This window comes from Shewanella rhizosphaerae (genome assembly GCF_019457655.1).
GTDB classification, from domain to species: domain Bacteria; phylum Pseudomonadota; class Gammaproteobacteria; order Enterobacterales; family Shewanellaceae; genus Shewanella; species Shewanella loihica.
In genome coordinates, this window is the sequence record NZ_CP080420.1 from 2,567,003 (window position 1) to 2,582,570 (window position 15,568).

11 protein-coding genes are annotated in these 15,568 nt (G+C 53.8%); all 11 read left to right on the forward strand.

Translation table 11 applies throughout. The features are described 5' to 3' along the window. Nucleotides 1-34 precede the first annotated feature (34 nt). Entirely contained in the window at nucleotides 35-1,102 is a 1,068-nt protein-coding gene (gene hisB / locus K0I63_RS11400; protein WP_220083428.1) for a bifunctional histidinol-phosphatase/imidazoleglycerol-phosphate dehydratase HisB, read from the forward strand. Then, nucleotides 1,099-1,773 (forward strand): imidazole glycerol phosphate synthase subunit HisH, encoded by a 675-nt coding sequence (gene hisH, locus K0I63_RS11405; RefSeq protein WP_220081111.1) that lies wholly within the window; start codon nucleotides 1,099-1,101, stop codon nucleotides 1,771-1,773. The genes hisB and hisH overlap by 4 nt, the downstream gene beginning before the upstream one ends. Next, the gene (gene hisA, locus K0I63_RS11410; protein WP_220081112.1) at nucleotides 1,770-2,507 is read left to right on the forward strand and encodes a 1-(5-phosphoribosyl)-5-[(5-phosphoribosylamino)methylideneamino]imidazole-4-carboxamide isomerase; all 738 of its coding nucleotides are present in this window, start codon (nucleotides 1,770-1,772) and stop codon (nucleotides 2,505-2,507) included. Before hisH ends, hisA begins: the two co-directional genes overlap by 4 nt. Continuing rightward, nucleotides 2,489-3,262 carry an imidazole glycerol phosphate synthase subunit HisF gene (hisF, locus tag K0I63_RS11415; RefSeq protein WP_220071622.1) on the forward strand — a complete coding sequence of 258 codons (774 nt, stop codon included), beginning with the start codon at nucleotides 2,489-2,491 and terminating at the stop codon, nucleotides 3,260-3,262. The genes hisA and hisF overlap by 19 nt, the downstream gene beginning before the upstream one ends. A 28-nt stretch (nucleotides 3,263-3,290) precedes the next feature. Then, nucleotides 3,291-3,911: a bifunctional phosphoribosyl-AMP cyclohydrolase/phosphoribosyl-ATP diphosphatase HisIE gene (hisIE, locus tag K0I63_RS11420; protein ID WP_220081113.1), complete on the forward strand. Its 621-nt coding sequence runs from the start codon at nucleotides 3,291-3,293 to the stop codon at nucleotides 3,909-3,911. 530 nt (nucleotides 3,912-4,441) lie between these two features. After that, nucleotides 4,442-5,491 carry a GGDEF domain-containing protein gene (locus tag K0I63_RS11425; protein WP_220081114.1) on the forward strand — a complete coding sequence of 350 codons (1,050 nt, stop codon included), beginning with the start codon at nucleotides 4,442-4,444 and terminating at the stop codon, nucleotides 5,489-5,491. Between the two features lie 385 nt (nucleotides 5,492-5,876). After that, entirely contained in the window at nucleotides 5,877-6,617 is a 741-nt protein-coding gene (locus K0I63_RS11430) for a response regulator (RefSeq protein ID WP_011866004.1), read from the forward strand. Nucleotides 6,618-6,622: 5 nt separating this feature from the next. Beyond that, the gene (locus K0I63_RS11435; RefSeq protein ID WP_220081115.1) at nucleotides 6,623-8,905 is read left to right on the forward strand and encodes a tetratricopeptide repeat protein; all 2,283 of its coding nucleotides are present in this window, start codon (nucleotides 6,623-6,625) and stop codon (nucleotides 8,903-8,905) included. Nucleotides 8,906-9,415: 510 nt separating this feature from the next. Continuing rightward, on the forward strand, nucleotides 9,416-11,233 hold the full coding sequence (locus K0I63_RS11440) for a S8 family serine peptidase (RefSeq protein ID WP_220081116.1): 1,818 nt from the start codon (nucleotides 9,416-9,418) through the stop codon (nucleotides 11,231-11,233). 302 nt (nucleotides 11,234-11,535) lie between these two features. Beyond that, nucleotides 11,536-11,679, forward strand: a complete 144-nt coding sequence (locus K0I63_RS20065) for a pentapeptide repeat-containing protein (RefSeq protein WP_220081117.1) — start codon at nucleotides 11,536-11,538, stop codon at nucleotides 11,677-11,679. A gap of 366 nt (nucleotides 11,680-12,045) precedes the next feature. Next, the gene (locus tag K0I63_RS11450) at nucleotides 12,046-15,522 is read left to right on the forward strand and encodes a S8 family serine peptidase (protein WP_258407011.1); all 3,477 of its coding nucleotides are present in this window, start codon (nucleotides 12,046-12,048) and stop codon (nucleotides 15,520-15,522) included. The last annotated feature ends 46 nt before the right edge of the window (nucleotides 15,523-15,568 follow it).

Below are 15,568 nucleotides of genomic sequence, written 5' to 3' on the forward strand. Positions count from 1 at the left end.
TTTAAGATAGAAGCAGATTTAAGGTAGAAGCATGATGAAACAGAAAATCCTCTTTATCGACCGCGATGGCACACTGATCGAGGAGCCGGTCACCGACAAGCAGGTCGATAGCCTGGCCAAGCTGGTATTTGAGCCTCAGGTGATCCCGGCCCTGCTCAAGCTGCAGGGCGCCGGCTATCGCCTGGTGATGGTCAGCAACCAAGATGGCCTGGGCACCCCCTCCTTCCCCAAGGATGACTTCGATGCGCCCCAGGATATGATGATGCAGATCTTCAACAGCCAAGGTGTCAAGTTCGATGAGGTGCTCATCTGCCCACACTTTGACGATGAAAACTGTAGCTGCCGCAAACCTAAGCTGGGTCTGGTCAAGGCGTACCTCACCGAGGGTCGGGTCGACTTTACCCAGTCGGCGGTGATCGGCGACAGAGAGACAGACCTTGGCCTGGCCGAGGCCATGGGCATCACAGGCATACAGTACAATCGCGAGACCTTGAACTGGGACGCCATCGCCGAGCAACTGCTTGGCGGTAATCGTGTGGCGACTGTGGTGCGCACCACCAAGGAGACCGACATCAAGGTCACTGTCGATCTCGACAGCCAGCTAAAGAGCAGCATCAATACCGGCATCGGCTTCTTCGACCACATGCTTGATCAGATAGCCACCCACGGTAACTTCAGGCTGGATGTCAGCGTCGATGGCGATCTGGAGATAGACGATCACCACAGCGTCGAAGACACGGCGCTTGCCATAGGCGATGCCCTCAGACAGGCCCTTGGGGATAAACGCGGCATCGCCCGCTTCGGCTTTAGCATCCCCATGGATGAAGCCAGCGCCAGCTGTCTGCTGGATCTCTCGGGTCGCCCCTTTATCAAGTTTGAGGGGCAGTTCGAGCGCGAGATGGTGGGCGAGATGGCCACAGAGATGGTGCCCCACTTCTTCCGCTCCCTTGCCGATGGCCTGCGCTGCACCCTGCACCTCTCGACCCAGGGCGATAACGATCACCACAAGGTGGAGAGCCTGTTTAAGGTCTTTGGCCGCACCCTGCGCCAGGCGGTGAAGGTCGAAGGTGACGCCCTGCCATCGAGTAAGGGGGTGCTATGACCCAATCAGATACCATCATCATAGATACCGGCTGCGCTAATTTGAGCTCGGTGCGTTACGCCTTCGAGCGGATCGGCGCCGACGTCGAGGTGAGTGACGATATCGACAAGATAAAGGCGGCCACCCGCGTGGTGCTGCCAGGCGTTGGTACCGCCAGGGCCGCCATGAAGGCGCTGAAGGACAAGAAGCTTATCGACACCATCTGCTCCCTCACCCAGCCGGTGCTCGGCGTCTGCCTCGGCATGCAGATGCTGACCAAGGCGTCACAGGAGCGCGGTGGCTTAAGTTACGAGAATAGTAGCAAGGACTGTCAGTGCCTTGGGCTGATCGACACTAATATCGAGCAGCTGGACGCAAAGGGCCTGCCGCTGCCCCACATGGGCTGGAATCAGATAAGCCCGGGCGATCACCCGCTGTTTGCCGGGGTTGCCGAGGGCAGCTATGTCTATTTCGTTCACAGCTACCGGGCGCCGCTGGGCGATTTCACCATCGCCAAGTGCGAATATGGCGAGGGCTTTAGCGCCGCCATCGCCAAAGACAACTTTATGGGGGTGCAGTTCCACCCGGAAAAAAGCGCCGCGGTGGGGGCCACCATATTAAAAAACTTTATGAAAATGAATGCCAGCAGCTTTGCCTGCAACCACAAATCTACACAGGAGAGCGCCCAATGATCATCCCAGCAATCGATCTCATCGAGGGCCAAGTGGTGCGTCTCTACCAGGGCGATTATGCCCAGCAGACCACCTTCGACCTGAGTCCGCTCGCCCAGCTACAGGCCTATCAGGCCCAAGGCGCGACCTGGCTGCATATCGTCGATCTGACCGGTGCAAAAGACCCAGACAGACGCCAGACCCGACTCATAGGTGAACTGGTTGAGAATCTCGAGGCCAACATTCAGGTCGGCGGCGGCATTCGCAGCGAGGCCCAGGTCAAGGAGCTGTTAGCGCTCGGGGTCAAGCGGGTGGTGATAGGCTCCCTCGCCGTCAAACAGCCAGAGCTGGTGCAATCCTGGCTCGAAACCTATGGCAGCGATGCAATCTGCCTGGCGCTGGACGTGAACATCAACCAGGCGGGCGAGAAGATAGTCGCCGTGTCGGGCTGGCAAAGCGGCGGCGGCAAGACACTGGAATCTCTGGTGGCCACTTTCGCCCCCTATGGACTCAAGCACGCCCTGGTTACCGACATCAGTCGCGACGGCACGCTGCAAGGCAGCAATACCCAGCTCTATCAGGAGATCGCGGCGCGTTATCCCGACATTGAGTGGCAGGCCTCAGGCGGCATCGCCACCCTGGACGATGTGAGCGCCGTGCGTGATAGCGGTGCCAGCGGCATCATCATAGGCAAGGCCCTACTCATCAACAACTTTACCGTGAAGGAGGCGATCGCATGCTGGCCAAACGCATAGTTCCCTGTCTGGATGTCCGTGACGGTAAGGTGGTCAAGGGGGTTCAGTTTCGTAACCATGAGATCGTCGGCGACATAGTACCCCTGGCCGCCCGCTATGCCGCTGAGGGCGCCGACGAGCTGGTATTTTACGACATCACCGCCAGCGCCCACGACAGAGTGGTGGACAAGAGCTGGGTCAGCCGCGTCGCCGAGCAGATAGATATCCCCTTCTGCGTCGCCGGCGGCATCAAGAGTATCGAGCAGGCGCGGGAAAAGTTGGCGTTCGGCGCCGATAAGATCTCGATAAACTCGCCGGCGCTGAGCGATCCCAGCCTGATCGATCGCCTGCAAGATGAATTCGGCCGTCAATGTATCGTGATAGGCATAGACTCTTACTATGACGCCGATACCAACAGCTACAAGGTGAAGCAATTTACCGGTGACGAGGCCGCCACCAAAGATACCCAGTGGTATACCCAAGACTGGGTGGAAGAGGTGCAGAGACGCGGCTGCGGCGAGATAGTGCTGAACGTGATGAACCAGGATGGCGTTCGCCAGGGCTATGACATCAAGCAACTCGCCATGGTGCGCGCCATCTGCGACGTACCCCTCATCGCCTCGGGCGGCGCCGGCACCATGGAACACTTCCTCGAGGTGTTCACCCAGGCGGGTGTGGATGCGGCCCTCGCGGCCAGCGTCTTTCACAAAGGGATCATAGAAATAGAGGCGCTTAAGCGATACCTGCTCGACAACGGCGTACAGATGCGCCTGTAACCGCCCCAAATTTGTTCAAGGAATAAAGATGAAAAACCTAGAAGATTTTAACAACTTAGATTGGGACAAACAGCAGGGTTTGCTGCCCGCCGTGGTCCAGAACCACCTCACGGGTAAGGTGTTGATGCTGGGCTATATGAATCAAGAGGCGCTGGCCCAGACCCTGGCAAGCCGCAAGGTCACCTTCTTCAGTCGCAGCAAGCAGCGGCTGTGGACCAAGGGCGAAACCTCGGGCAACACCCTAGATCTTATCGCCATCGACAGCGACTGTGACAACGACAGCCTGCTGCTGCAGGTGATCCCCAACGGCCCCACCTGCCACCTGGAACGGGAAAGCTGTTGGCCCGACGGCGAGGCACATCCCTTTATTGACAATCTGGCAAATCTCATCGCCTCGCGCAGGGGACAAGATGCCAAGAGCAGCTACACGGCGCACCTGTTCGAGCGCGGCACCAAACGGATCGCCCAAAAGGTCGGCGAAGAGGGACTGGAGACCGCCCTCGCAGCCGCCACCCATGACAAGGAGGAGCTGATCAACGAGGCCTCAGATCTCATCTATCACCTGCTGGTGCTACTAGAAGATCAAGACCTTAGCCTGGAGGATATCACCGCCAACCTGCTAGCGCGTCACAGCGCCGCCAGCAAATAGGCCAAGGCTAGCATTAGCCATACAATTAAGGGCGTCCGGGAGAAGCCGGCGCCCTGCTCTATATCTTGCCATGACGGTTTATGGCCATCCCCACGCTATCCCCCTTTTCTTACTCCTCTGGGCGACTTAAGCCACTATCTCTAAAATCAACTACGCTATCTCTAAAATCCACTACGCTATCGCAAAAATCCACGTCCCTGTCGTAAAAATCCACACCGCTATTGCAAAAATCCACTTTGCCACATAATATACATTCATATACAAAAGAATACATGGTGTAACAAACGGACTTATTGGCAACAAATTCATTACAAATTCACCGATGAAATGCCCACTGATGTTAGCGTTCAAACAAGAGGTATCCGGTTATGGCTAGGCGTTTTCGACAGCTCACACTCAAAACAACTACATGCTTTGCCTGTAGCTTGATGCTACTAGTCTCTAGCCAAGTCGCGGCGAGTACTAGCCAGGTTCAGCCTATGCTCATGCCTTATGCACTCACATCTCACGCACTTATGCCTAGTGCACTCATGCCTAGTACGTTGGCCGCCCCCTATAGCATGGTCGCCACCGCAAGCCCTAGACTTGAGCAGAGCGGCAAACCATTCCAGTTTGCTTCGGCGCCATCTAACATGGCTTCCGTAGGCCTTTCCCAAATTTCCAAGGCCTCTGCATCACCGCTGCACGACCCAAGCCGCCAGGCCAGCATTGCCTCCTCATGGCTGGGCGATCTCAAAGCCCATTATTCGAATCTGCTGCTTCACTATCTTGCGCCGCTTATTGCCATCGCCTTGGTGATGCAGCGGGTCTACAGACAGGCCAGTGCCCTGTCCAGAACACGACTGGAACAAGCGATCGATGAACGCACTCAGGCGCTGCAACTTGAAAACCTGCGCCTGCAGGAGATGAGTCACAGAGATCCCCTGACCGGCCTTAAGAATCGCCGCTTCATCGAAGAGATGATTGCCCAAGACCTGAATCGGGTCGACCGCAGCTATGACGTCACGCAGCTAAGGAATGAAGAGCTGCCGAGCAAAGCCGACTTGTTGGCGCTCATCATAGATATCGATCACTTTAAGCCCATTAATGACACCTATGGTCACCTGGCCGGCGATCGCGTGCTGAGCCAGGTGGGTCAGCGACTGACGACTCTGTTTCGCAACTATGATTATGTGGTGCGCTGGGGCGGTGAGGAGTTTCTGGTGGTGGCACGCTTTATCGATCGCCAAGAGATAGACCAGCTAGCGGAAAAAGTCCGTCACGCCATCGAGTCGATGGAGATCGAACTCGACGCTAAGCGCACCATAAAGATCACCGCCTCGGTCGGCGCCGCCCCCTACCCCTTCTCCACAGCCCAGGCGGATAAGCTACGCTGGGAGCAGGTGGTTCATCTTGCCGATATGGCGCTGTACCAAGCCAAGACTAGTTCGCGCAATACCTGGGTTAGTTACATGGGGAGTAACCAGCTGCCTATCCCGGATGAGCTGCAATTGGACCCCGCCAAGATCCCTCGAATCGCTATGGTTTCATCTAAGCCATTGTCCAGCCAGAGTCTCGATCTAAGGAAAGCCGCTCTTTAAGCAAAGCTTCTCGCCATCCAACCACAGCCTTATCTCGTTCTGAGTGCTAAGTGCTAAGTGCTAAGTGCTAAGTGCTAGTTTTATGTTTAAGGCAGGGAAGCCTTAAACTTTTTTATCTCCCCTCAGCTTCTAACCCTTCCATTACTCGGTTAACTTATGTCGCTGGCTATAGTTTCTAGCCACTCTTCGAAATTAAACTTCGAAAATAAACGTCGAAAACAGGCTTGGGAAATAAGCCTGTTTGCCCCGAAGTTGGACCGATTTAGCGCTAACTATTGCTTTCACAACAAGTTTTATATACATAAACATACATTAGAATACAAAAGTGATATATAATAACTGGCAATAAACCTTTTACAGTATTGCAACACTTCAGAGGGATATCGTGAAGGATAATAACTGGATACTGATTGTCGATGACGATGCCGATCTGGCAAACCTGGTCGCCGATTTTCTCGAAATGAACGGCTACAAGACCGAGATAGAACACAACGGTGCCAAGGCCGTCGAGCGCATCATTGCCGAGCAACCTATGTTGGTTATCTTAGATGTGATGCTGCCCGACATGGACGGCTTGTCCATCTGCCGCGCGGTGCGTCATGGCCATCCGGGGATCGAGGGGAGCTACAACGGCCCTATCCTGATGCTGACCGCCCTGAACAACGATATCGACGAAGTTGCCGGCCTGGAGACAGGCGCCGACGACTACCTGGCCAAACCCGTGCGCTCCCGGGTGTTGCTCGCCAGAGTCCGGGCCCTACTGAGACGTAAGCCTGAGCCACCTGTCACCGAGAAACTCAGTAAGCTGCACAGCAATAACGAAAGCCTCATCGAATTTGACGGCCTCAGCATAGATAAGAAATATCAACGCATCCAACAACATGGACAGGATATCGAACTCACCACCGCCGAATTTGAGCTGCTGTGGTTGCTGGCCAGCCGACCCGGCGAGATCTGCGACAGAGACTCTATTTCTGATTACTTCAGCGACCTGGGATACGAGAGTTCCCATAGGACCATAGATCTTAGGGTGTCACGCATTCGCCGCAAGCTTGGCGACGATCCCAGCCACGCCACCCGCATCAAGACAATCCACGGCAAGGGTTATCTGTTTGTCGGAGACTGACCTAGATGCGAAAAAAGCCCATTGCCTTACTACTGCTCGCGATACTGATCAGCCTAAGCCTGGTCGGTATCGCCGCACGTATGGATCCTCCCGAGGCAAGGGCCGACATCACAGAACGAGAGGCGCAGCTGACGACGCTACCGGAAAACCAGCAGGGTGAACTGCTCACCGCGCTGGTCAAACATTATCGCGACAACGACCCCCTCAAGAGCCTGGCCTATGGTGAACAGGCGCTGACCCTCTTCTCCAAGATCCCCGACGATATCCGTAAAGTCACTGTGCTGAACAACATGGCCTGGATATATGTCTCCCTGAGTCAGTATGAAAATGCCCAGCTGCGCACCGACCAAGCCAAACAACTGGCCAAGGCAAGCAATGACCCACATGGACTCTTTACAGCACAGACCATGCAGGGGATCATCTATTGGCGCAAGGCGGACTATCAGACCGCCCTCAAGACCTTCGAACAGGCCCAGGAAATAGCCAAGCAGGAGAAAAATCTCAGGGGCATCGCCAGCACGACCAACTATATGGCGATCATCTACCAGACTCTGGGGCAACCTGAGAAGGCGCTCGACTATTTCATCCGCGCCTTCAACATTCAAAAAGAGGTGGGGGATGAGAAGAGCATTGCCGTCTCCCTCAATAACATCGCCAACATGTATGGCACCAGCGGCAACTATAGCCTGGCGCTGGACTATCAACTGCAGTCGAGGAAGATTCGCGAGGAACTGAACGATCTGCCTGGCCTGGCCCAGATCCTGGGTAATATCGGCCTCACCTATTTCTATCTGAAGGACAGCGAGCAGGCGCTCTCTTATCTGCAACGCTCTCTGGGTTACTACGAATCCCTCAAGGATCAACAGGGCATCGCCGAGATCCACGGCAACCTCGGCATGGTCCATCTGCACGAGCATCAATTGGAGTCGGCGCTGTTGCAGTACCAAGAGGCCCTGGCGCTGGCAAAAGCGATCCCAGATACGGCGCTCGAGGCCAGGATCAACATAGATCTCGCCAATGCCTATATCGAACTCGATGACCCCGAGCAGGCCTTCAATCAGATCACCACGGGCTTAGATCAGGCCAATAAGCTGGGTATCGTCTCCCTCAGCGCCTATGGCCTGCTGACCCTCGCTAAGGTGGAAAAATTACGTGGCAACAGTGAACGCGCCCTCACCTTGAGTGCGGCGGCGTTAAACAGCTCCCAGCAGCTGCAAGATAAGCGTATCGTGCGCGATGCACACGAGTTTCGCTATCAGCTCTACAAACATCTCGGGCAGGCCGAACAGGCGCTAGCGAGTCTGGAAGCCTTTAAGCAGGTGAACGATGAGATGTTTAACTCTGAGAGCGACCAGAGAATGGCCTTTCTCCTCAGCCACTTCGAGGCCGAGCAGCAGGAGCAGCAGATAAAGTTGCTGCAGGCCGATCAGGCGCTGCAGAAGACCCAGCTTGCACAACATACTTATCAGCGCAACGTATGGCTAGGTGGTCTGAGCGTCTTGTTTATCATCCTGCTCCTGCTGGTGAATCGTCATCACCAGCGCAAGATCAACGCCTCCCTCAATCAGAACATTCAATCTCAACGCGAGTTAATTCAAGCCGTTGCCCACGAGTTTAGATCCCCGCTTGCCCGGGTTCAGCTGGCCTTCGACATGCTGGAAGAACAGTTTGAGCAGGACAAACCCACTCGCCTCATCGACACCATCAACAAAGGCCTGAGTGAACTGGAGAAGCTGATCAAAGAGGCGCTGGATTTCATCCAGATAGAGAGTAAATCCAGGCCGTTGCACCTCTCACAGGTCAATCTCAATAAACTGCTGGGTGAGTTGATGGACGCTAATAGTGTCCTCTATCCCGATAAGGCCTTTAAGCTGGAGGTTAACCCAAGTGAAGCTTGCCTGGTTAAGGCCGATAGCACCCAGATTACGCGGGCATTTTCCAATATACTGCGCAACGCGGCGCGCTTCGCCCGCTCTCAGGTACTCATTAGCCTCAAGCAAGAAAAGTCCCGTATCCTGGTCATCATCGAAGATGATGGCCCAGGGATCCCCACGGAGCAGAGAGAAAGGGTATTTGAACCCTTCGTCAGGCTAGATCAAAGCCGTTGTCGGGATTCGGGCGGTATCGGCCTGGGTCTCGCGCTGGCCAAGAAGATATGCGAAGCCCATGGTGGCGCCCTCACCATCTCCTCGTCCCAGCTCGGCGGCGCCAAGTTGTCGCTCGCCTGCCCTTTAGTTAACAGAGAGTCTGATAACAAAAATTCTTCAACCAAGCCAGCTGAACACTAAGCGCTAGAACATAAGGCAACGGAACATCAAGCGGCCGCTCACCAAGCTGCCACAAGCAAAGCCCCTGAAAACAGATAAGCTAGAAACAGAAAGTCGGTAAAGCCTGTAGAAACAGGTCTATAAAACCGATGCGCTAATAGTGCCAGTTCGCTGCTCATCCCCCTTCCTCTTCTAATGCCGCTGCTAATCTCCCTGCTGATAAGCCAACTTTTCACCCCCAAGCGACGAGAATTCATCCGGTTGCATCCCAACATTTTCCGCCTAATGCACTAAACCACCCTAAAAAATGTTTGTTATTTGTTAAATACATTTGATCAAATGAATATTTTTGTATATAAATGTATATTTAAAGCTGTAAATCTTGCAGAGAAATCCCCCTCAGCAAGGAGAGCGGCGCCATGAGCCTAGCTCATCCCTACCACACACAATAACAACGAGGCACCTGAGCCAGCAGCGGTATAGCAGGATATGCAAGCTGCCAATGCAACAGGAAATCGTGGAGCATATAAGATGAAAATCAGTAAACTAGCAGGCATGATCTCCCTAATCACACTGGGTATCGCCGCCTCGAGTCAGGCAGCAGACAACCGCTATGTGGTTCAAGTCGATAATCAACACAAGGGCATAGTGAAGGCCCTGGCGGTCAAGTCGGGCGCGACAATCGAACTCGACGGTGATGGCTTCTTCGCCGCCAGCTTTAACGCCCAAGATCTCGCCCAGGTCAAAGGCCTGTTAAACAATCCCCATGTGAAGCTGGTCGAGGAAGACCAACGCCGTACCCTGCAGTCACTCTATCAGGATGATGCGGGCGACCCTATGTTGAGCCAACTCACCCCCTATGCCGTCTATCAGTCTCAGGCAGATCAAGTTGATTTCGTGCCGGGCGCCGGCATTAAGGTGTGCGTGATCGACTCGGGCCTGGATAGAAGCAACCCTGACTTTAACTGGGGAGCCGTCACAGGCGATAACGATTCCGGCACAGGTGATTGGGATGTCAACGGCGGACCTCATGGCACCCATGTTGCCGGTACTATAGGTGCGGCAGACAACGACATAGGTGTCGTTGGTATGGCACCTGGGGTCGATATGCATATCATCAAGGTCTTTACCGCCAGCGGCTGGGCCTACTCTTCAGATCTGGCTCATGCCACCGACCTCTGTAGCCAGGCGGGCGCCAACATCATCAGCATGAGCCTAGGTGGTGGCGGTGCGAGCAGCATCGAATCTAACGCCTTCGAAGCCTTTACTCAGGCAGGTGGCCTAGTGGTCGCCGCCGCGGGCAACGATGGTAACAACGCCCGCTCCTACCCAGCCGCCTACCCCGCCGTCATGATGGTTGGCGCCAACGACGCCGATAATAATATCGCCAGTTTCTCGCAATTTCCTAGCTGTAGCAGTGGCCGAGGCAAACATGCAACCCAAGACGAAACGACCTGTGTAGAAGTCACCGCCGGCGGCGTACAAACGCTGTCGACCTATCCCGCCAAAATGGCCACCATAGCCGCCATGTCGGCGGATGATGTTTTCTTCGAGGCCTCGGCCATGGAAAATATCGGCAGCGCCAGTGGCAGCACCTATTTCATGGGCACGGCCGAAACCTTAGATACTCGAGCCCAGGGCAGTGTGTGCGTTATCGATCGCGGCAACATCTCCTTCCATGACAAGGTCGCCAACTGTGAGGCCTCTGGCGGTATCGGCGCCGTCATAGTCAATAACGTCGACGGCATGCTATATGGCACGCTGGGTGACGCCAACAGCACTCAGATTCCCGCCGTGGGTGCGGCGCTCAGTGACCGCACAGCCTTAATGGCAGCGACTCAGGCATCAGTGTCTATCGCGAGTGGCGATTACGGTTATATGAGCGGCACCTCGATGGCGACCCCTGCCGTGTCGGGCGTAGCGGCACTGGTGTGGTCAAACTTCCCAGAATGTACTGGTAGCGAGATCCGTCAAGCACTTAAGGCGACCGCCGAAGATCAGGGCATACCTGGACACGATGAGTATTTTGGCTATGGCATAGTCAAGGCCAAGGCGGCTTACGACTATCTACAAAACAGTGGCTGTAACGGTCAAGGCGGCACGCCGGGCACCTTTAGCCTAAACGCCGAGTATGAATACGCGCGAGGCAAACACAGGGTTAACCTGACGACGGTCGCGGCATCGAGCCCTAAGGTTGACATCTACCGTAACGAGCAGCTCATCGCCACGGTAGCGGCAAACACCCTCTATACCGATAGCTTTGGTCGCAAGGCAAGCGGCAACTTCAGCTACAAGGCCTGTGAAGAAAATACCCAGATCTGTACTGAGACCCAAAGCGTCAACTTCTAGTCACTGAGATTTGTCGCTGCAGCTAATCAAGGCGATTTGGTAAGGTGCTGATAGCCTTAGAGATGAGTGTTCTTGCGGCTGACGCTAGACATTGAGCAATGGCTCATCAAGCGTGAGCTCATTGGGCACTGTCTCGGTAAGAAAAAGCTCGCTAAGAAAAGGCTCGCTAAGAAAAAGCTCGTGAAGCACAAGCTGATTCAGCACAAGCTGATTCAGCACAAGCTCGTTAGACACGAGCGCCTTATGCGTAAGTAAATTGAAGGGCGGAGATCATCTCATTTGATCTCCGCCCTTATTCTTGATTGGACAGAGCTCAATTAGACATATCTCAATTCGACAGGGCGAGATTAGACAAAGCTCGACTAGTCAAATCTCAGTTAGACAGGGCTCGATTAAACAGCGCCCGATTAAGCAACGTTAGTAGAATCCCAGTGTTTGTCGTCTAGGGATTCGTCGATCCTAGTACATTTCCCCAACTCATACACTGCTTCACCACTTCCACACTATATAAAGAGCACTCCCCTTCTCCATCGCGTCTATCTCCAATCAAATGCTATTTATTTATAAATATCAGTCCATTGCGAGCACTCAGTCAAATTAACACACAAGCATCTATATACATAAATTCACATTTAAGACGAAATTGTGACATTTTTGATAAACAAATGTTGATCAAAACCAAATCGAGGTATATAAATGTATACATATCGAATACATTTGTATGTGATATAGCCCTATTGAAGACCTCATCAAGTAACTGGGTGCGACAACACTGAGTACTTATAAATTTTATAACAACAGGAGAACAGTTGATGACTACACCCAAGAAATCATCTTCCAAGCTGCTCACAACACTATTAGGTGCCTCACTCTTAACTGGTTTGAGCCCTGTAGCACTGGCCGTAACCAAGGCGCCGCTGAAGGCAATGCCGCAGTACGATAACCAAAGCGTACTAGTCAAGTTCAAACAGAAAGTCACTAAGAAAGATCGTAAGGCGCTAACCCGTAACCTGGGCGTCTCTTTCAAAGATAAGAATAACGACGGCGTGGATGACCGCCTGCGTAACATTGCCAATGGTCGCCTGGCCGTGCTGGATCTGGGCCAGGGTCGCCAGGTAGAGGCCGTCCTCAACAGCCTGAAAAACCACCCTCTAGTTGAATACGCAGAACCTAACTACATAGTACACACCACTGCAGTGCCCAACGATACTTCATATGCAAGCCTTTACGGCATGCAGAAGATCCAAGCTGAAACTGCCTGGGACTATGTGATCGGTGATTCTTCTGTTGTTGTTGGTGTGATCGACACCGGCTTTGACTTCAACCACCCAGATCTAGCTGACAACATCTGGACCAACCCAAATGAGATCGCGGGCAACGGTATCGATGACGACGGCAACGGTTACATTGATGATATCCACGGTATCTCTGCCATCCTGGATAACGGTAACCCGTCTGATACAGGTGCTCATGGCACTCACGTATCTGGCACTATCGGTGCCAAAGGTAACAACGCTCTAGGTGTTGTCGGTGTAAACTGGCAAACCAACATGGTCGGCTGTAGCTTCCTCGGCACAGGCGGCGGTACCCTAGCCGATGGCGTTCAATGTATCGACTATATGATCGGTCTTAAAAACGCCGGCAACAACGTCCGCGTGCTGAACAACAGCTGGGGTGGCGGTGGCTTCACCCAAACCCTAAAGGATGCCATCTCGGCGGCCAACAATGCCGACATCCTCTTCGTTGCGGCTGCGGGTAACGATTCTGCAGACATAGACAACGGTGGTTTCTACCCTGCCGGTTACGATGTGCCTAACGTAGTAGCGGTAGCCTCTACCGATAGCGCCGACAACCTGTCTGGTTTCTCTAACTATGGCGATCAACTGGTTCACCTGGCTGCACCGGGTTCATTCATCCTGTCAACGACGCCTAATAACAGCTACGACACTTTCAGCGGTACCTCGATGGCGACACCGCACGTAGCCGGCGCCGCAGCCCTGATCCTGGCAGGTAACCCTAACCTGACCACGTCTCAGCTAAAAAGTGTACTCATGAATACTGGTGATGCGCTTGCGTCTCTGCAAGGTAAAACCATCTCAGGTAAGCGCCTGAACCTTGCCAACGCCCTGATCGATTCAGGCGGAGCGGGACCTTCTTTCTTCATGGAAGCAACACCAACTAAATCGACCGTCAACCAAGGCGACAGCCAAGCTTATGCTATCGATCTGGTGGCTGCGGGCGGTTTCAATGGCACAGCGACTATGAGTCTGAGCAGCGTACCTGAGCTCAACGCTGACGTGGTATTTGCACAAAACCCAGTTGCGGGCGACACCACTAACACCATGACTATCAATACGACCGAGCAAACTGCACCTGGTACGTACAACATGACAGTCAACGCCACCGACGGAGCCGTTTCTAAGAACATCAACCTAGAGCTGAAAGTATGGCCTCAAGGTACTGTTTCTACTATGTTGACCAGCAACCAAGTCGTGCCTATCAGCGATAACGATCCTTCATTCCCTGCAACCAGCAGCATCAATGTTCCATATGACATGACGCTGACTCAGGTTGAAGTGTTTGTTGACATCACCCACGCCTGGGCACCTGACATGCTTGTGTCTGTCATTTCACCAGCCGGCGAAGAAGTCATTCTGCACGACCGTGCGGGCGGCAATGGTACTGGCCTTGTTGGCAACTTTATTCCTACCGAATACGAGCTGGACAACGCATTGGGTGAGTGGACACTGAAAGTTGTTGACGAAGTTGCGGGCGACACGGGCGCTATCAACAGCTGGTCGCTAAAACTGACTGGCGCACCATCGGCAGGCACGGACTTCGTGCCAAACGTACAGATAGCGACGCCTGCTAACCAAGGCGCGTACCTAACCGGTGAAACCGTCAGCTTCAGCGCAAGCTCAAACGACACCGAAGACGGCGACCTGACGTCTGGCATTGTTTGGACCTCAAGCATCGACGGCGTTATCGGTAACGGCGCATCGTTCACTAAGTCTAACCTGTCGGTAGGCGACCACGTGATCACTGCGACCTCTACTGATTCAGCAGGCCAGGCAAGCACAGAAACTGTTGAGCTATCTGTTGCCGATGCTAACACTACAGTAAGCGGTGCTAATAACACGGCAATCGCGATGCCTGAGATGGGCGGCAAGGTATTTACTGAAATCGACCTACCTACCGGCGTTGCTATCGATGCAATCGAAGTCAATGTCGATATCTCGTTCGAATCGGTTCAATACCTGAACGTGTGGCTACAGTCTCCGTCTGGCACCCTGGTTAAACTGGTGACTTGGCGTCAGTTCTGGAACAAAGACCTGGTTAAGACCTTCAACCCGGTTGAATTCGCAGGTGAGTCGAGCATGGGTACATGGCGTCTGTTTGTAGAAGATACCTCTAGCTACATCATGAATGGCGTACTGAACAACTGGAGCATCTCGGTTTCAAACGGCGACGCGGTACTTCCGCCTCCTGCTGAAAACACAGCACCTGTGATGACTATCAATGCACCTATGGGTGGTACTAGCTTCAACCTGGGCGACAGCATCACCTTCGAAGGCAGCGCAATTGACGCCGAAGACGGTGACGTAAGTGCCGGTATCGACTGGTACTCAAACTTCGGCGGTAAGATTGGTACCGGTGGTTTATTCACGACGAGCTCACTCGTCGCAGGCGACCACATAGTGACAGCGGTAGCTCACGACTCTGAAGACGCATTCGACCAGGCACAGGTAAGCTTTACCGTGCTAGATGCGCCTGCTAACGTAGCGCCAGTAGCTGACTTCAGCTTCGCGGCTAACTTCTTAGCGGTGCAGTTTAGCGACCTTTCAGGCGACAGCGACGGCGCAATAAGCAGCTGGTCTTGGGACTTCGGCGACGGTGCTAGCTCAACGCTGGCAAACCCAAGCCACAGCTATGACGCCGCAGGCACCTACACTGTCACCCTGACCGTTAGCGATGATGATGGCGCCGAGCACTCAGTCACTAAAGAGATCACTGTGACAGAGCCAAGCCTGGCGCTACAAGGTAACGCGACCACAGACGGTAACCGTGTAACAGCGAACCTGTCTTGGACGTCATCAAGCAAGGTATTGGTTGATGTATACCGCGACGGTGCCCTAGTAAGCTCTGGTGTAAGAAAAACAAGCTACACAGATCGCTTCAGCTCTAGCGCTACTAGCTTCACTTACCAAGCATGTGAAACTGGCACAAGCAACTGCTCTTACGAAGTCACCATAGTGGCGACGCCTAAGACCAAAGGTAAAGGCAAGTAAGTTGTAACCCAGGGAAGGCTCTGCCAAGAGCCTTCCTTTTTTTCTA

Coding starts and splice junctions, on each gene's coding strand:
- hisB (WP_220083428.1), top strand. CDS start 35: ATGAAACAGAAAATCCTCTTTATCGACCGCGATGGCACACTGATCGAG.
- hisH (WP_220081111.1), top strand. CDS start 1,099: ATGACCCAATCAGATACCATCATCATAGATACCGGCTGCGCTAATTTG.
- hisA (WP_220081112.1), top strand. CDS start 1,770: ATGATCATCCCAGCAATCGATCTCATCGAGGGCCAAGTGGTGCGTCTC.
- hisF (WP_220071622.1), top strand. CDS start 2,489: ATGCTGGCCAAACGCATAGTTCCCTGTCTGGATGTCCGTGACGGTAAG.
- hisIE (WP_220081113.1), top strand. CDS start 3,291: ATGAAAAACCTAGAAGATTTTAACAACTTAGATTGGGACAAACAGCAG.
- K0I63_RS11425 (WP_220081114.1), top strand. CDS start 4,442: ATGCCTAGTACGTTGGCCGCCCCCTATAGCATGGTCGCCACCGCAAGC.
- K0I63_RS11435 (WP_220081115.1), top strand. CDS start 6,623: ATGCGAAAAAAGCCCATTGCCTTACTACTGCTCGCGATACTGATCAGC.
- K0I63_RS11440 (WP_220081116.1), top strand. CDS start 9,416: ATGAAAATCAGTAAACTAGCAGGCATGATCTCCCTAATCACACTGGGT.
- K0I63_RS11450 (WP_258407011.1), top strand. CDS start 12,046: ATGACTACACCCAAGAAATCATCTTCCAAGCTGCTCACAACACTATTA.